14 protein-coding genes and 4 tRNA genes are annotated in these 18,182 nt (G+C 46.8%); 1 reads left to right on the forward strand and 17 read right to left on the reverse strand.

The features are described from left to right. Nucleotides 1-23 precede the first annotated feature (23 nt). Nucleotides 24-842 carry an Fpg/Nei family DNA glycosylase gene (locus tag G8759_RS00780; protein ID WP_167204313.1) on the reverse strand — a complete coding sequence of 273 codons (819 nt, stop codon included), beginning with the start codon at nt 840-842 and terminating at the stop codon, nt 24-26. 372 nt (nt 843-1,214) lie between these two features. Between G8759_RS00780 and G8759_RS00785 the strand changes: the two genes are divergently transcribed. Further along, the gene (locus G8759_RS00785) at nt 1,215-2,150 is read left to right on the forward strand and encodes a hypothetical protein (RefSeq protein WP_167204315.1); all 936 of its coding nucleotides are present in this window, start codon (nt 1,215-1,217) and stop codon (nt 2,148-2,150) included. 54 nt (nt 2,151-2,204) lie between these two features. On the opposite strand, the gene G8759_RS00790 is transcribed toward G8759_RS00785, so the two are convergent. The 16 genes from G8759_RS00790 to G8759_RS00865 form a co-directional block, all read right to left on the reverse strand. Next, the gene (locus G8759_RS00790; RefSeq protein ID WP_167204317.1) at nt 2,205-2,645 is read right to left on the reverse strand and encodes a hypothetical protein; all 441 of its coding nucleotides are present in this window, start codon (nt 2,643-2,645) and stop codon (nt 2,205-2,207) included. A gap of 54 nt (nt 2,646-2,699) precedes the next feature. After that, complete coding sequence (locus G8759_RS00795; RefSeq protein ID WP_167204319.1) at nt 2,700-3,506, reverse strand: transglutaminase domain-containing protein; 807 nt, start codon at nt 3,504-3,506, stop codon at nt 2,700-2,702. Nucleotides 3,507-3,631: 125 nt separating this feature from the next. Next, nucleotides 3,632-7,981: a DNA-directed RNA polymerase subunit beta' gene (gene rpoC, locus G8759_RS00800; protein WP_167204321.1), complete on the reverse strand. Its 4,350-nt coding sequence runs from the start codon at nt 7,979-7,981 to the stop codon at nt 3,632-3,634. A 109-nt stretch (nt 7,982-8,090) separates the two neighbouring features. Further along, the gene (rpoB, locus tag G8759_RS00805) at nt 8,091-11,960 is read right to left on the reverse strand and encodes a DNA-directed RNA polymerase subunit beta (protein ID WP_167204323.1); all 3,870 of its coding nucleotides are present in this window, start codon (nt 11,958-11,960) and stop codon (nt 8,091-8,093) included. 250 nt (nt 11,961-12,210) lie between these two features. Further along, nucleotides 12,211-12,597 (reverse strand): 50S ribosomal protein L7/L12, encoded by a 387-nt coding sequence (rplL, locus tag G8759_RS00810; protein ID WP_162388502.1) that lies wholly within the window; start codon nt 12,595-12,597, stop codon nt 12,211-12,213. A gap of 115 nt (nt 12,598-12,712) precedes the next feature. Beyond that, nucleotides 12,713-13,246: a 50S ribosomal protein L10 gene (gene rplJ, locus G8759_RS00815; RefSeq protein ID WP_167204325.1), complete on the reverse strand. Its 534-nt coding sequence runs from the start codon at nt 13,244-13,246 to the stop codon at nt 12,713-12,715. A 3-nt stretch (nt 13,247-13,249) separates the two neighbouring features. Beyond that, on the reverse strand, nt 13,250-13,948 hold the full coding sequence (rplA, locus tag G8759_RS00820; protein WP_167204327.1) for a 50S ribosomal protein L1: 699 nt from the start codon (nt 13,946-13,948) through the stop codon (nt 13,250-13,252). 25 nt (nt 13,949-13,973) lie between these two features. Further along, entirely contained in the window at nt 13,974-14,417 is a 444-nt protein-coding gene (gene rplK / locus G8759_RS00825) for a 50S ribosomal protein L11 (RefSeq protein ID WP_164034756.1), read from the reverse strand. A gap of 151 nt (nt 14,418-14,568) precedes the next feature. Further along, a complete protein-coding gene (nusG, locus tag G8759_RS00830; RefSeq protein ID WP_162388506.1) occupies nt 14,569-15,129 on the reverse strand; it encodes a transcription termination/antitermination protein NusG in 561 nt (186 codons plus the stop codon). A gap of 77 nt (nt 15,130-15,206) precedes the next feature. Further along, on the reverse strand, nt 15,207-15,398 hold the full coding sequence (gene secE, locus G8759_RS00835; protein ID WP_162388507.1) for a preprotein translocase subunit SecE: 192 nt from the start codon (nt 15,396-15,398) through the stop codon (nt 15,207-15,209). 14 nt (nt 15,399-15,412) lie between these two features. Next, a tRNA-Trp gene (locus tag G8759_RS00840) sits at nt 15,413-15,486 on the reverse strand. Nucleotides 15,487-15,595: 109 nt separating this feature from the next. Further along, nucleotides 15,596-16,783, reverse strand: a complete 1,188-nt coding sequence (tuf, locus tag G8759_RS00845; protein WP_167204329.1) for an elongation factor Tu — start codon at nt 16,781-16,783, stop codon at nt 15,596-15,598. A gap of 156 nt (nt 16,784-16,939) precedes the next feature. Beyond that, nucleotides 16,940-17,011 (reverse strand) — tRNA-Thr (locus G8759_RS00850). An 88-nt stretch (nt 17,012-17,099) separates the two neighbouring features. Further along, nucleotides 17,100-17,172, reverse strand: a tRNA-Gly gene (locus tag G8759_RS00855). A 93-nt stretch (nt 17,173-17,265) separates the two neighbouring features. Further along, nucleotides 17,266-17,348, reverse strand: a tRNA-Tyr gene (locus G8759_RS00860). 285 nt (nt 17,349-17,633) lie between these two features. Beyond that, the gene (locus G8759_RS00865; protein ID WP_167204332.1) at nt 17,634-18,182 is read right to left on the reverse strand and encodes a hypothetical protein; all 549 of its coding nucleotides are present in this window, start codon (nt 18,180-18,182) and stop codon (nt 17,634-17,636) included.

The following is an 18,182-nucleotide window of genomic DNA, read 5'->3' on the forward strand; positions in this document are numbered from 1 at the left end:
AACATTGTTCCACATCAACAAGTTCATGAAAGCAGTTGCTCCTTTGGGCACAGGAAGGTTGTACGTCCACCAACAACGATTCGCTCGATTCGTGTACCACATCGAGGACAAAACTTATGAGCCTCTACGTCATCGTAAGGTGAGTCGTCCCATTCGCGAACGTGAATTAGAAAGCTACTGGGAAAATCACGGTATGTTGCCTCACTGCGAATCGCTGTTTCCAGAACAAGGCGAGTTGCGGCATGAATCTGGCTAAGCTGTTCGTCAGTGAGCGAGTCTGCATGTTGTTCGGGATGAACAAATGCCTGAAAAAGAACCTCATCTACAATCCAGTTGCCAAGGCCAGCCACTACACTTTGATCAAGAAGCACGGGTTTAATTTGCGCTTTTTTGCGTTTAACTCGTTCTGAAAGTTCGGCCAACGTGATGTCTAGACCATCTTTGCCAATTTTTTTACGTTGCAGAAAGGCGTCAATATTGTCTATCAAGCCAACACGCTCAAACTTTCGAGGACAAAGAAAGCCCAGATTAAAATTAGTTTCGAACTCAAATACGATTCGGGCAAAGCGCGGACGGTCAAGTGAAGCATGATAATATTGCAGATCGCCAGTCATGCCAAAGTGCATGTGAACGATGATATTAGAGTCGTCTGTCAGAACGAACAAATTTTTACCGATCCGACGTGTACCGGTAAATGATCGACCTTCAAGTGTACTGATTAATGTGTTATAATCAGTAGTAAGTAGCTTTTTATCCTCAACCTCGATATGATTAATTGGTTGATAAAGCGAAGATGTTTCAAGATATTGACGTCGAATTTCAACTTCGGGTAGTTCAGGCATGGGGAGATAACCAATTGTTGTTGGTAGTTGTTATGGTTGTATTGCCCACTGTATTTTCTTACTATACGGCATTTTATATAGGCTACTAAAATTATTTATTATTTGGTTTAACAAATTGATAGTCACAATACATTACCTTTGTTCGGCATATACTTAAAAAAAACTTTTTTGGACATAAATGAGTTATTTGATGCAATATGCCAGTATCGGAGGGCGTTCCAAATTCATGTCGCGCTTTAAACGAGTTCTTCTATAACAAAAAATATACGATTCTTAGCCCAACACTACACTCAGATGTAACAACCTCTACACAACCGCGCAAGCGGCTTTTTTTAGTCTGTGCATGTTAAACCGTTAAACTGAAAATTTGCTATGGAGAACAATCCCCCAAGGTCAAAGACAAATGGTGCCTTATTGGCGGCCCTGATTATAATGACAGGTTTAGCTGGTGTATCCAGTTATCTGTATTTTGACCAGAAGAAAGTTTCAGAGAATCAGGAAGTAACTATCTCAGAGCGAGTTGAGGAGCTGTCAACCACTCGTGTTAAGCTGGATTCAATTTCGACAGCTTTGGATGCTAAAATTGCCGAAGTACAAAAATTAGGTGGCGACGTATCGGAGCTGGAAAAAGTGAAGGCTCAACTGGAAGTAGATAAAGCTTCTCTGCGGAAAGGCAATCGTATTTCGATCGCTAAGTATGAAAGTAAAATCAAACAGTACGAAGCGTTTCTGGTGGAGAAAGACACTCTCATTGCTAACCTCCAGAAGGAAAATGTAACCTTGGCAACCAATGTTAAGGTTCTGGATGAAGAAAACACCGGTCTTAAAACAGAGAAGCAACGTCTGACAGACTCTGTCACAACGGTTGTATCGCAGAATCAGGAGCTAAGTACCAAGGTGACCCGTGCGGCAGCATTAAAGGCTCAGAACGTTAAAGTTTTTTCTGTTAACGCAAAAGGTAAGGTTAAAGAGGATGATGCTTACAAAGCAAAACGTCTGGACAAAATCAAGCTAGTTTATACGTTGCTCGATAACCCACTCACGAAGGAAGAACCAAAAGAAGTTTTTGTTCGCGTACTTGACCCAAGTGGTGCTGTAGTGTCTGATATGGCCAATGGTTCTGGCACCTTTACTGTTGATGGCAACGAAACGATCTACACGACCAAGCAAACAGTGAATTATACCAGCAATGGTCAAAACGTCGAGTTATTGTATACGCGGGGAATTCCTTACAAGCCCGGTAAATACACTATTGAATTGTACTCAGAAGGGTTCCGGATAGGAGCTGGCGAGTTCGCAGTTCGGTAGATAAAAGCCATTTTAAACGAATTAAAAGCGCGGCACCCAACGGTGTCGCGCTTTTTACTTTTTATAACCTGTAAAAAACATTGACTCCTGTGGATTCTGTTGCATGGATATCCGTAATACTTTACCCTGTTTCTCCATGCCATTATTCGTAAAAATACGATCGGTTTGAAACGACCCAATGCTTGAATCAGCCATTCGTAGCTGAACCACATCGGCCTGGCGACTTAATCTGACATTCGATAGCTGCCGAACTTCTTTAGCCGGAAAGAATTTTGTATAAAGCAACGTAACTGTACTATCTGATTCAGCTTTTAATTCAGCAGTTGGCATTTGATCGGTCGGAACAGCTACACACGATGGATCAAGAAAAAAGTTTGTCTGGTAGCTGCCGGTCACTTCACATGCTAACGACGATGCGCTTGGCTGAATATCATTTTCATGCTGGCAAGCCGTCATAGACCCTAACAAAGCAAAGAAAAGGAGTTGTCTGTTCATCGGCTGGTGTCCTTTTTTTCTATAGACTCCATTGAAACTGAAAGGGTTGCGTCTTCACCTATTTTTTTCTTCACTTTCTACTTCAACAGCATCAACCCAAACTTTCATATCATTGAGCGTCATGGCTCCAAACTGAGTTGTAAAAGCAACATCAGCGGCATCTCGCCCATAGGCTACCGTAATTCGATTGCCACGCGGTTGATCCTGGGTAGCATCGAACGTAAACCAGCGCCCATCAACGTACGCTTCAAACCAGGCATGCAGATCCATTGGGTCTAACTGGTAAAGATAACCAACTACCATACGGGCCGGAATATTGAGTGACCGACAAAGCGAGATACCTAAATGTGTAAAATCCCGGCAGACACCAATGCGCTTATTGGCGGTATCAACTGCCGATGTGCTGGCGTCACTAGTTCCATATTGATACACTATGTTCGTATGAATCCACCGCCGAATAGCCTCGGCCTGATCATAACCGGGCTCACTATTGCTCGTGATCTCAGTTGCCAGGTCACCTAACTGGTCTGACTGGCAGTAACGACTAGGTAAAGTATAATGCAACACATCATCTGGCAAGTCTTCAACCGGGGTATAAGGTGCCCCAATCGAAACATCAATAATATCAGCCGTTTGGACGGTTGCCGAAAAGTGAATAGAAAATGGCCCCTGTGGTGCAACAACACGCTGACATAAATTACCATACATGTCAGTAAATTCAGTAACATTGACAGCAGGTGTAATTTGATATTCTTCGCGGATAATCCATTGTCCAGCTCCCGAGCGAGGGCGCAGCATTAATATTAATGGGGTTGGTTCCTGAGCTTCGAACGACAGTTCGCAACCAGCGTTGAGTTGCATATTGTGTATTGGATGAATGTTTTACAAGATAATCTTGAATCAGCCCTTTTTGTTCTAATCTCAGCATAAAAATACCCCAACCGTTTCCAGCTGGGGTATTTTTATAATTATTCTCAGTCTGACGCTTATACCGTCGCACGTTTTTTGCTGCGGGCAAACTGTTCGCGTGATTCAGTAATTGATTCCAGTTCTTCTTTCGAACCAACAATCGCGCTCTGGTATCGGCGAAGACCCGTTCCTGCCGGAATCAGGTGACCAACAATAACGTTTTCTTTCAGACCTTCCAGCATATCGCGCTTGCCACGGATAGAAGCTTCGCTTAATACTTTCGTTGTTTCCTGGAAGGAAGCTGCCGAAATGAAGCTATCAGTACCCAGCGACGACTGTGTAATACCCATCAGCGTTGGCTGCGAAACAGCGGCCATTGCATCACGGACAGTCACCAGCGTTAAATCACGACGTTTCAGGCTTGAGTTTTCATCGCGTAGCTGACGGCTCGTTACGATCTGACCGGGCTTGAAGTTTGGCGAATCGCCAGCGTCCATAACCACTTTCGCATCGAGAACTTTATCATTTTCCTCACGGAACGCCCACTTATCAACAACCTGACCTTCGAGGAAGTTTGTGTCTCCAGAGTCGATAATCTCAACTTTCTGCATCATTTGACGCACGATGGCTTCAATGTGTTTATCGTTGATTTTTACGCCTTGCAGACGGTATACTTCCTGAATTTCGTTCACGAGATACTCCTGAACGGCAGTCGGTCCTTTGATCGCCAGAATATCGCTTGGCGTGATGGCTCCGTCAGACAAAGGTGCACCGGCCCGTACGAAGTCATTGTCCTGTACAAGGATGAACTTCGACAGCGGCACGAGATACTTTTTCTTGGTGCCGTCTTTCGACTCGATGAAGATCTCGCGGTTACCCCGTTTGATCGTACCGTACGTAACAACACCATCAATTTCACTCACTACAGCCGGGTTCGATGGGTTCCGGGCTTCGAATAATTCCGTTACCCGTGGCAGACCACCCGTAATATCACGAGTTTTACCAACGTTACGTGGAATTTTAGCCAGTGGTTGACCAGCCTTAATTGATTGCCCTTCTTTTACAACAAGGCGCGAACCAACTGGCAGGTTATAGCCTTTTTGAAGCTGACCATTGCCGGTTTCGTCAAGATGCAGCAATAGTGAGCTTGTTCCACTTACCACAATGGCCGGGTTCTTGGCTTTATCACGGCTTTCGATAATCACCTTCTCCTGGAAGCCTGTCTGTTCATCAAACTCTTCGCGATAGGTGATACCATCTTCAATCGCGTCGAAGTTCAGTGTACCAGTCAATTCTGACAGGATAACGGCGTTATAAGGGTCCCATGCGCAGATATCGTCACCTTTCTTCACCGTATCGCCGTCTTTCACCCGCAGGAACGCGCCATAAGGAACGTTATTACTGATCAGTACGACATTACGGTCATTTGGATTAACGATCCGAATTTCACCCGAACGACCCATAACGACCGTTTGAGGGTTGCCTTCAGAGTCTTCCGACTGAACCGTCCGCATTTCTTCGAATTCGATCAGACCATCGAATTTCGCTTTGATCGATGCATCGACAGCAATGTTAGAAGCCGTACCACCAACGTGGAATGTACGCAGGGTTAACTGTGTACCAGGCTCACCAATGGACTGAGAAGCAATTACGCCCACAGCTTCACCGATGTCTACCATGCGTCCCGATGCCAAGTTACGACCATAGCATTTTGCGCAAACGCCCTGGCGTGACTCACAGGTCAATACCGAACGAATTTCAACCGTTTCAATACTGGTTTCGTCAATACGGGCAGCTACTTCTTCGGTAACAAGCTCACCCGAAGCAACGATCAGCTCTTTCGACAGCGGATCGTAGATATCGTGAACCGTTGTACGACCCAAAATCCGCTCGGATAGTGGCTCAACAATGTCTTCGTTATCTTTCAGAGCCGAAACCTGTAAACCACGTAGCGTACCGCAATCATCTTCACTGATGATAACATCCTGTGCTACATCGTGTAGACGACGGGTCAGGTAACCGGCATCGGCTGTTTTCAGAGCTGTATCGGCCAGACCTTTCCGAGCACCGTGCGTTGAGATAAAGTACTCCAACACGTCGAGACCTTCTTTGAAGTTCGACAGAATCGGGTTTTCGATAATCTCACCAACAGAGCCCTGCAGGTTTTTCTGTGGCTTAGCCATCAGACCACGCATACCGCCCAACTGACGAATCTGCTCACGAGAACCACGGGCTCCCGAGTGCATCATCATGTAAATTGAGTTGAATCCGCCCTGATCGGCTTCGAGCTGCTTCATCAGCGTCTCGGTCAGACGGGAATTTACGCGCGTCCAGATATCGATAACCTGGTTGTAACGTTCATTCTCCGTAATCAGACCCATCAGATAGTTGTCCCAAACGCTTTGTACTTCAGCTTTCGCTTCTTCAACGAGTCCCTGCTTTGCTTCAGGAATCATGACATCGCTCAAGCCGATTGACAACCCACCTCTAAACGCCATCTGGAACCCAAGCTCTTTGATTTCGTCGAGGAATTGAGCCGTACGCGCACCACCCGAAATCTTGAAGATCAGTGCAATAATTTGTTGCAGCTTTTTCTTCGTCAGCAGTTCGTTGATATAGCCTACTTCTTCCGGTACAGCCTGATTGAACAATAACCGGCCAGCAACGGTGTCAATTACTTTATAAACCAACTCACCACTTTCATCCCGGACTTTAACCCGGCACTTAATGTTGGCGTGCTTGGAAACTTTACCTTCATTGATGGCAATAATTACTTCCTCAGCTCCGTAGAACGTCATTCCTTCACCCGAAATCGGATATTCAGGCGTGTTCTTACGGCCTTTGGTTACGTAATATAAGCCCAACACCATGTCCTGCGAAGGTACCGTAATCGGCGCACCGTTGGCAGGGTTCAGAATGTTGTGCGATGCGAGCATCAACAGCGAGGCTTCGAGGATAGCTTCCTGACCAAGCGGCACGTGAACGGCCATCTGGTCACCATCAAAGTCAGCGTTGAAAGCCGTACAAACGAGTGGGTGCAACTGAATCGCTTTACCTTCGATCAGCTTCGGCTGGAATGCCTGGATACCCAGACGGTGCAGCGTTGGAGCCCGGTTCAGCAATACAGGGTGGCCTTTCAGTACGTTTTCCAGAATATCCCAGATAACAGGATCTTTCCGGTCAACGATCTTTTTCGCCGATTTCACCGTCTTAACGATACCCCGCTCGATAAGCTTCCGAATAACAAACGGCTTGAATAATTCAGCAGCCATGTCTTTCGGCAAACCACACTCGTGCAGTTTCAGCTCAGGACCAACCACGATAACCGAACGACCTGAATAGTCGACACGTTTACCAAGCAGGTTCTGACGGAAACGCCCTTGCTTACCCTTCAGCATGTCAGACAGCGACTTCAGAGCACGGTTACCTTCTGAACGAACAGCATTCACTTTCCGCGAGTTGTCGAACAGCGAATCAACCGCTTCCTGCAACATCCGCTTTTCATTACGGAGAATTACTTCTGGCGCTTTGATTTCGATCAGACGTTTCAGACGATTATTCCGAATGATTACCCGGCGATACAGGTCATTCAAATCGGAAGTAGCGAAACGGCCACCATCCAGCGGGACGAGCGGACGCAACTCGGGGGGAATTACCGGTACCATCTTGATGATCATCCACTCTGGACGATTTTCAATCCGGCCGTTTGCTTCCCGGAACGCTTCAACAACTTTCAACCGTTTCAAGGCCTCAGCTTTCCGCTGCTGCGATGTGTCGGTTGCTGCTGAGTGACGCAGGGAATAAGACAGTTCGTCGAGATCAACGCGCGACAGCAACATTTCCAACGCTTCTGCCCCCATCTTGGCGATGAATTTATTCGGGTCTTTGTCGTCGAGGTGCTGGTTCGTGCTCGGCAGTTTGTCAATAATATCAAGATACTCGTCTTCCGTCAGGAAATCGAGTTGGTTAATGCCGTCTTCGGCCTTCACACCAGGTTGAACTACCACATACCGTTCGTAGTAGATCACCTGATCGAGCTTTTTGGTCGAAAGACCCAGCAGATAACCGATTTTGTTCGGCAAGCTGCGGAAATACCAGATATGCGCAACAGGCACCACCAGTTCGATGTGGCCCATACGCTCCCGGCGAACCTTTTTCTCGGTTACTTCAACACCGCAGCGATCACAGATAATGCCTTTATAGCGTATCCGTTTATATTTACCGCAATGACATTCCCAGTCCTTCACTGGCCCGAAGATGCGCTCGCAGAACAAGCCACCCATTTCGGGTTTGTAGGTCCGGTAGTTGATCGTCTCCGGCTGTGTCACCTCGCCGTAGGAACTCTCCAAAATAGACTCTGGCGACGCCAAGCTGATCGTCACGCTGGCAAAGTCGCTATTGAGTTTCTTGTTCTTTTTGAACGACATTGGTTGGAGATTATAGGTTTTAAAAGAGGAGTTGGGAGTGAAAAGCAAGGATTATGAATGAAAACGTTTGTTTACTATTCTACTCCTTGCTCCTCGCTCCTCGCTCCTATTACTCTAATGTAATTTCAAGTGCCAGACCACGCAATTCGTGAACGAGTACGTTGAACGACTCCGGAATATTCGGCTTCGGCAGGTTTTCACCTTTCACGATCGCTTCGTATGCCTTCGCGCGGCCAACAACGTCATCCGACTTCACCGTCAGGATTTCCTGCAGGATGTTCGATGCCCCGAAGGCCTCCAACGCCCACACTTCCATCTCCCCGAACCGTTGACCACCAAACTGCGCCTTACCACCCAGTGGTTGCTGGGTAATGAGCGAGTAGGGTCCAATTGAACGAGCGTGCATCTTATCGTCCACCAGGTGTCCGAGTTTGAGCATGTAGATGATACCGACTGTTACAGGTTGATCGAAGCGGTCACCCGTTAGACCATTATAGAGGTATGTACGACCAAATGATGGCAAACCGGCAGCATCTAACTCATCAACAACTTGTTGTTCTGTAGCTCCGTCAAAAATTGGCGTTGCATACTTCCGATCCAGTTTCTGACCAGCCCATGCTAATACGGTTTCATAAATCTGCCCAAGGTTCATACGAGATGGTACGCCAAGTGGATTCAATACGATATCGACTTTTGTTCCATCTTCCAGGAATGGCATGTCTTCATCCCGTACAATCCGGGCAACAACCCCTTTGTTACCGTGACGACCGGCCATCTTATCCCCTACTTTCAGCTTCCGCTTCTTAGCGATATAGACCTTAGCCAGTTTCACGATACCTGCTGGCAATTCATCACCAACTTCAAGTGTAAAGCGTTCACGCTTGAATCGGCCCGTAATTTCGCTCCGACGATTGTTGTAGTTCTTCACCAGATGAACAATCATCTGATTCAGCTTATCATCGTCCGTCCAGCCATCTAAATTGACATCGATCAGGATGTTCGCTTCTTCCGGCACAGCGTAACCACTTTCGTCGCGATATGAGTTCTTGTCAGGGAATAAGTTTTCCGTAATGTTCTTCCGGTTAAACTTCACACCTTTACTGACAATTTCATCACCGAATTTATGCTTAACACCCACGCTGGTTTTGCCATCGAGAAGCGTAACCACTTTTTCGATCATGCGGGCACGGAAGTCATTCAGCTCACGGCCATATTTCTTCATCAGTGCTTTCACTTCGTCTTTGTGCTTACCCCGGTCTTCTTTAGCCGGGCGCGCAAACAACTTAGTGTCAATAACAACGCCTTTCAATGACGGTGGTGCCTTTTTAGAAGCATCTTTCACGTCACCGGCTTTGTCACCGAAGATAGCACGGAGCAGTTTTTCTTCTGGCGTAGGATCGCTCTCTCCTTTTGGTGTAATCTTACCAATCAGAATATCGCCTTCCTTCACTTCTGTACCAATACGAACGATACCGTTTTCGTCAAGGTTACGAACCGTTTCTTCGCTTACGTTCGGAATTTCGGAGGTTAATTCCTCTTCACCACGCTTCGTGTCGCGTACTTCCAGTTCAAATTCTTCGATGTGGATCGAAGTGAAAATATCTTCACGAACAACCCGCTCCGAAATCACAATAGCATCCTCGAAGTTATACCCTTGCCATGGCATGAAGGCAACCTTCATGTTCCGGCCAAGTGCTAACTCGCCAGCCTGTGTAGCATAGCCTTCGCAAAGTACATCGCCCTTCTTCACTTTCTGACCTTTCAGGACAGTTGGTTTAAGGTTGATGCAAGTATCCTGGTTCGTCCGACGGAATTTGATCAGGTTATAAGTCTTCCGGTCTTCATCAAATGTTACTGCCAGTTGATCATCATCAAGCTCGTAGCGAACTACGATTTTGGTTGAATCAACAAACTCAATAACACCATCAGCTTCCGCAATAACCAGCGTCCGTGAATCAACAGCTACACGTCCTTCCAGACCCGTTCCTACAATCGGAGCTTCCGGGCGGAGCAGTGGAACTGCCTGACGCTGCATGTTCGATCCCATCAGGGCGCGGTTTGCATCGTCGTGCTCAAGGAACGGAATCATGGAAGCAGCCACCGATACAATCTGGTTCGGCGCTATATCCATGAACGTTACATTCGCAGGTTCAGCCATCGGGAAGTCACCTTCAAAACGAGCCTTCAGGCGATCGACGTGGAAGTTACCCTTATCATCAATACCGGCGTTTGCCTGTGCGATATAATGCGTATCTTCTTCTTCAGCCGTCAGATACATCACAGGCTTATCTATAGACACCTTACCGTTTTCAATGATACGGTACGGGGTTTCGATAAAGCCCATGCTATTGATTTTAGCATAGACGCAAAGTGACGAAATCAGACCGATGTTCGGACCTTCCGGGGTTTCGATGGTACACAGACGACCGTAGTGCGTGTAGTGTACGTCACGAACCTCGAAACCGGCCCGTTCGCGCGACAGACCACCGGGTCCCAGAGCTGACATACGACGCTTGTGCGTCACTTCAGCTAGTGGGTTAGTCTGGTCCATGAACTGCGACAGCTGGTTTGTTCCAAAGAACGAATTGATCACCGACGACAGAGTACGGGCGTTAATCAGGTCAACGGGTTTAAAGTCCTCGTTATCCCGTACGTTCATCCGTTCTTTGATTGTCCGGGCCATCCGGGCCAAACCAACACCAAACTGGGCATATAACTGCTCACCTACTGTACGGACACGCCGGTTGCTAAGGTGGTCAATATCATCGACAACGGCTTTCGAGTTAATCAGGCCAATCAGGTATTTCACGATAGAAACAATATCTTCTGTCGTTAGAACCTTCATCTCCGAAGAAATGTCGAGACCGAGTTTTTTGTTAATCCGGTAACGGCCAACATCACCAAGATCATACCGTTTGTCTGAAAAGAACAAACTCTGGATGATTTCCCGAGCAGTTTGCTCATCGGGTGCATCAGCATTCCGAAGCTGCCGATAGATTTGCTCAACGGCCTCTTTTTCAGAGTTTGAGCTATCTTTCTGCAGCGTATTATAAATGATATTGTAATCGGCCATATTCATATCCTCCTTATGCAGGATGACTGACTTCTGACCTGAATCCGTAATTACATCGATATCGTCTGCTGAGATAGCCGAGTCACGCTCAAGCAATACCTCATTCCGGCTAATCGAAACTACTTCACCTGTGTCTTCATCGACGAAGTCTTCGGTCCATGTACGCAGTACCCGGGCAGCTAACCGGCGACCGATCGCTTTTTTCAGGTTTGCTGGCGTTGCCGGTACTTCTTCTGACAGACCAAACAGATCAAGAATGTCTTTATCTGACCCAAAACCAATGGCACGCAACAGCGTTGTAACCGGGAATTTCTTTTTCCGGTCGATGTACGCATACATGACGTTGTTAACGTCAGTCGAGAACTCGATCCATGATCCTTTAAATGGAATAATCCGGGCTGAATAGAGTTTGGTGCCATTTGTGTGCTTGCTCATGGAGAAGAACACGCCTGGCGAACGGTGCAATTGTGAAACAATCACCCGTTCTGCTCCGTTAATGACGAAGGAGCCTTTCTCGGTCATGTACGGAATGTTACCCAGGAATACCTCCTGCTCGATCGTTTCAAAATCCTCGTTATCGGGATCGTTGTTCGACAGGCGCAGCTTGGCTTTCAAAGGCACCGAGTACGTTAACCCCCGATCAATAGACTCGTCAACGGAGTATTTCGGTGGATCAACAGAATAATCAATGAACTCCAGCTTGAAATTCTCGCGGGAGTCTGAAATTGGGAAGTTTTCCTGAAAAACCTTGAATAATCCTTCCTCCGAACGTTGATTCGAGGGGGTATCAAGCTGGAAAAAATCTTTGAAGGATTTTACTTGAATATCCAAAAAATCTGGATACCCAATCACTGGCTGAATCGTCGCAAAATTTTTGCGCGTACTGATTTTCGCGTTTGTAGCCAAGATTGTTCTTCGTTTAGTTGCGTAACCGATTCTCTATGAGCGCGTTGTGAAGATTTACAACGGCACCCGAACTAAGCGGTCATTCAGGCCCCGGGCGTCACCCAACCTAAGGGGCGTGAATAGACAACGTAATGCAATACGAATAAGTTTGTCTTTTGCAAGGGCATAGACAAAAAAGTCTCCAAACAGGAAAAGACCAGACGTTGGTCTGGCCTCCCCTGCCTGGAGCGATATACGATCAAGTGGTTGCTTACTTAACTTCTACTTCAGCACCAGCTTCTTCGAGTTGTTTCCGCAGTGCTTCTGCTTCGTCTTTGCTAACGCCTTCTTTAACTGGTTTCGGTGCTGTATCGACTAATTCTTTAGCCTCTTTCAGTCCCAGACCTGTCAGATCTTTAACCAGTTTCACAACAGCTAGTTTAGCAGCACCAGCCGCTTTTAAAACTACGTCGAACGAAGTTTTCTCGGCAACAGCTGGAGCAGCATCACCGCCACCTGCAGCACCACCAGCTACCATTACGGGAGCGGCAGCAGCCGGCTCAATTCCGTACTCATCCTTCAGGATAGCAGCCAGTTCGTTAACTTCTTTAACCGTCAGGCTTACAAGCTGCTCAGCGAACGCTTTCAAATCTGCCATTGTAGTATTTTCTTAATTTGATTGTGATACGATTTGTTAATAGCGCGGGGCGAAGCCCGCTTTTTAGTGTCGAAAGATGCGGGCTTATGTCATTATGACGAAACCCGCCTTACAGCTAAGCTGCTTCCTCGCGCTCCGACAACGTTTTGAGGATACCGGCCAGTTTGTTGCCACCGCCTTGCAACGCCGAGATGACGTTTTTGGCAGGTGATTGCAACAGGCCGATAATTTCGCCGATCAGTTCCTGCTTGCTCTTCAGTGAGATGAGCGTATCAAGTTGGTCAGCGCCAATAAACAGGCTATAATCAATCGATGCAGCCTTCAGTTGCAGTTTATCATTTGTTCTGCGGAACTCCTTGATAAGCTGTGCCGGTGCTTTACCATTTTCAGGGTGAAACATCACCGCTGACTGGCCATGAAGCACCGTCTCGTTGAACGGCGTAAAATCCGTATCCAGGGTTTCGAGTGCTTTTTTGATGAAGGAATTCTTCACCACTTTGTACTCGATGCCCCGCTCAAAACACATCCGACGGAGATTGTTGGTTTCAGCAACCGTCATGCCATTGGCTTCCGTGATGTAGAAGAAGGGAATGCTCTGAAACTTGTCAGTTAATTCCTCAATAATCGCTCCTTTTTCCTCGCGCTTCATGGCTTAAATTCCGGCTACTGTGCCTTTATCAATACTTACTCCCGGACTCATTGTGCTCGACAGGTATATTGTCTTCACGTATGTACCTTTTGCCGATGAAGGCTTCAGGCGCATCAGTGTCGATATAACTTCCTGAGCGTTTTCGGCCAGTTTTTCTGGCGTAAACGACACTTTACCAATACTGGTGTGAATGATACCGGTTTTGTCAACTTTAAAGTCGATTTTACCAGCCTTCACCTCGCGAACAGCTTTTGCTACGTCAGGTGTTACCGTACCCGATTTCGGGTTTGGCATCAGACCACGTGGACCCAGAACTTTACCCAGACGACCAACTTTAGCCATTACGTTCGGCATCGTGATAATCACGTCAACGTCCGTCCAGCCCTGTTCGATCTTCTGAATGTAATCATCCAGCCCTACGTAATCGGCACCTGCCTCTTTCGCTTCGTTCTCCTTGTCCGGGGTGCAAAGCACCAGAACGCGAACCGTTTTACCCGTACCGTGTGGCAACGTAGCTACGCCACGTACCATTTGGTCGGCTTTACGCGGATCAACGCCTAACCGTACATCAATATCCACAGAAGCGTCGAATTTAGTGTACGAAATCTCCTTCAGAATAGAAGCTGCTTGTTCCAGCGAATATTCTTTAGCAGCGTCGTACTTCGACTGAGCTTCTTTTTGTTTTTTCGTTAACTTAGCCATTTCTGTGTTTGCCTGGGCAAGTCTATTAGTTCTCGAATGGCGCAGCGCCAGTCACCGTAATTCCCATGCTGCGGGCCGTTCCGGCCACTTGCTTCATCGCAGACTCGATCGTGAAAGCGTTCAAATCAGGCATTTTCGTTTCAGCGATTGTCCGGATTTGATCCCATGATACGGAGCCAACTTTGTTGCGGTTTGGTTGAGCAGAGCCACCTTTCAGTTTAGCCGCTTCCATCAGCAGAATTGGTGCTGGCGGAGTTTTGATGACGAAATCAAAGGACTTATCCTTATAGTACGTAATCAAAACCGGCAATACCGTACCTACTTTATCCTGCGTACGGCCATTGAACTGCTTGCAGAATTCCATGATGTTTAAACCTTTGGAACCAAGCGCCGGACCGATCGGAGGTGAGGGGTTAGCCTGCCCGCCTTTGACTTGCAGCTTTACATAGCCACCTACTTCTTTTGCCATCGTATTAAAATTTGTGATTTATGACGTCTGATACCTGATTTATTAGTCACATTCATAAAATCAGACTCATTTATCATGAACCAGGCTGTTTTGGTCATTTGTCCTCTGAGGGAAGCATAGGCTACCTGACCAATTGAAAGCCAATTTTTGGTTAGCTTTCTTTTTCTACTTGTGCGTAACTGAGTTCTACCGGAGTACTCCGGCCAAATATCTTAACAACGACGTTCAATTTCTTCCGGTCGTCGAATACTTCTTCCACAGTGCCAATGAAACCGCCAAACGGCCCATCAACAACTTTTACATTTTCACCTTTGAGGTAACCTACTGTTGGCGCTGCGACTTCCTGTGCTTCTTCCTCCATCCGGCCCAGCATACGATTAACTTCTGACTGCCGTAACGGAACTGGAACTTTGGTCGTTGTGCCCGCCTGCGAATTTCCCAGAAATCCCAGAACACCTGGCATGTTCAGGATCAGGTCGAGCGCACGGTTATTACCCAAATCGGCCGAAATCATGATATAACCCGGAAAAAACGATTTCTCACGAACGCGTTTCTTTCCATTGCGCATTTCATACACCTTCTCCGAAGGAATAAGAACCTGCGGGATGATTTCATCCAACTTTTGCCGGATAATTTCGTTATCGAGATAGGATTTGATCTTCTTCTCCTGCCCCGATACCGCCCGAATGACGTACCACTGTATGCCGCTCATATTGGTAAAGATTTATGATTGTTGATTTTTGACGTATGATTTCTGTCAATCATAAATCAGCAATCCCAAATCATACGTTAGAATGACTGATAAAATGCATTCAGTCCGTTCTCAAATACTAAATCAATTAACCCGACCAATAGCGCAAAAATCAGCGATGCTACCAATACCAGCGTTGAACTGGACTGCAGATCGCCGAATTTAGGCCAAGTCACGTTATGCTGAACCTCCTCCCAAGAGGCTTTCAGAAACGATATAAACTTGTCCATTGTATGTAAGGGATTGGCACGGGTGGAGAGATTCGAACTCCCATCAACGGTTTTGGAGACCGCTATTCTACCCTTGAACTACACCCGTATTAAAAACCCGAACCGGCGTGCTTCCGAATTCGGACTGCAAAAGTACGAAATAATATCAAAAAACAAGTGCACCCCGTAAAGAAATGCACTTGTTTTGAATTACTTACTTAATCGAGGATTTCTGTTACCTGACCAGCACCTACGGTACGACCACCTTCGCGGATAGCGAAACGGAGTCCCTTTTCCATAGCGATTTTGTTGATCAGACTAACTTCAATTGTAATGTTATCACCCGGCATTACCATCTCAACGTTAGCAGGCAATGTAATTTCGCCAGTTACGTCAGTGGTACGGAAGTAGAACTGAGGACGGTACTTGTTGAAGAACGGCGTGTGACGGCCACCTTCCTCTTTCGAGAGTACATAAACTTCAGCTTTAAACCGCAGGTGAGGAGTTACAGAACCTGGTTTGCAGATTACCATGCCACGACGGATATCGGTTTTTTCGATACCACGGAGCAGCAGACCTACGTTGTCACCAGCTTCGCCACGGTCCAGAATTTTCCGGAACATTTCAACACCAGTTACAACTGATTTCAGGTTTTCAGCACCCATACCCAGGATTTCAACCTGTTCGCCTGAGTTGATGATACCCCGCTCAATACGGCCTGTAGCAACTGTACCACGACCTGTGATCGAGAACACGTCTTCAACCGGCATCAGGAACGGAAGATCCGTCTGACGAGGAGGAAGTGGGATAAAGCTGTCAACGCTATCCATCAGTTCTTCGATGGTTTTAACCCATTTAGCATCGCCGTTCAGGCCACCAAGAGCCGAACCTTGAATAACTGGGATATTGTCACCGTCAAAGTTGTAGAAGCTCAACAGTTCGCGGATTTCCATTTCTACGAGTTCGAGCAACTCTGGATCGTCCACCATGTCCACTTTATTCATGAACACAACGAGCTGAGGTACACCTACCTGACGAGCAAGCAGGATGTGCTCACGAGTCTGTGGCATTGGACCGTCCGTTGCGGCTACCACGAGGATAGCACCGTCCATTTGAGCAGCACCCGTTACCATGTTTTTCACATAGTCAGCGTGGCCTGGGCAGTCAACGTGCGCATAGTGGCGGTTAGCTGTAGAGTACTCAACGTGCGATGTATTGATGGTGATACCACGCTCTTTTTCTTCCGGAGCGTTGTCAATCGAGGAGAAGTCCCGAATTGCGGCCAGACCCTTTTCGGCCAGCACTTTCGTAATGGCAGCCGTCAGCGTCGTTTTACCGTGGTCAACGTGACCAATCGTACCGATGTTTACGTGCGGTTTCGAGCGGTCAAAATTCTCTTTTGCCATGTTTTTAAAACGCTATTATGAACTGTTGTTTGTTATTGGGTGAACTCGCTGAACGTAAATAAGGCCAGACGATATCTACCCATTGAGGTCTGACACCGTTTTGGCTTGAAACCGCACGGGCGGCCCCGTCAATAAGACTCCACTAAAGAAGTCTTGAGCCGTTACGGGGACTTGAACCCCGGACCTCTTCCTTACCAAGGAAGTGCTCTACCGCTGAGCTATAACGGCTTACTTACTAATGGGTTATGTAGAATGAAAATGAGGTTGCAGAAACTACAGCACGATACATTTTTCATTCTACACGATTCATTAATAGAGCGGAAGACGGGTCTCGAACCCGCAACCTATAGCTTGGAAGGCTATCGCTCTACCAATTGAGCTACTTCCGCAAAAAAGAAGTTACAAAGTTGGAGAGCCTTAAAGTCGTTGAGTTTTTCAACTCCATAACTTTATGACCAGATAAACTTTATAACTTCCTTTAGTGGGGAGTGGAGGATTCGAACCTCCGAAGGCGTACGCCAGCAGATTTACAGTCTGATCCATTTGGCCACTCTGGAAACTCCCCAAAAACACTCGTAAAGAACAATTTCCGCCCCCCTTTCGGGTTTGGAGTTGCAAAATTACACGCTTTTATCGTGTTGTCAACAAATGACTTAAAAATAATTTAGAGAAAATAGAACTGAACTCGTTTTGATGCGCTATCGACCCTGCATTTATGTTGTCTGCATTGAGCCCTACAACCTGGTATTCAGCGCAGAAGTTATACTGCTCGTTTGTCTATTAGCAGCTCTTTTATCACTGACTAAACGAATCAATTTACTGTAGATAACACAACTCTAATGATTTACGTTTATTTCAGCAATTGCGTTAATTGTTTACCATCCGGATAGAACATCTCCGTGATGCGCCACCGCCCCCCGTCAATCTGATTCATGTCGACCTTAACTTCTTGCGGTTTACCGTTATCCTGAAATGTCACATACACAATTGCTCTTTTTCCACCGATAGCTGCCGGTTCTACCCAGGTTTTCTTAACGGCTGCATCGGGAGCGTTAAAAAGCAGGTTGGTTTTCGTTCTATTTACCTTACCCGTTGCTTTCTGTGCGTCATTCCAGATAAGATCAGCCGTCGGTTTAGCAAAGAACTGATCGATCAGTGTTCTGTCTTTCTTTTCACGAAATGGGTTTTCTTTCGCATTATGCTCAAAATAAAGCGCTCGGATCAACCGGTCAGCGGCTGTTCGGGGCGAATCAGGTCCGGGGCGTTTCGCCAAACTTGCTGCACTGTCGGGTTGCTCAGTGGTAGTATCGGAGGCAGTTGTAGCCTCCTGTTTTGGTTTTGTCTGGCATGAAATACTGATAGCTAATAAGGCTACTACTATAATTCGGGACGCATTCAT

Origin of the sequence: Spirosoma aureum (genome assembly GCF_011604685.1) — a bacterium.
Classification (GTDB): Bacteria; Bacteroidota; Bacteroidia; order Cytophagales; family Spirosomataceae; genus Spirosoma; species Spirosoma aureum.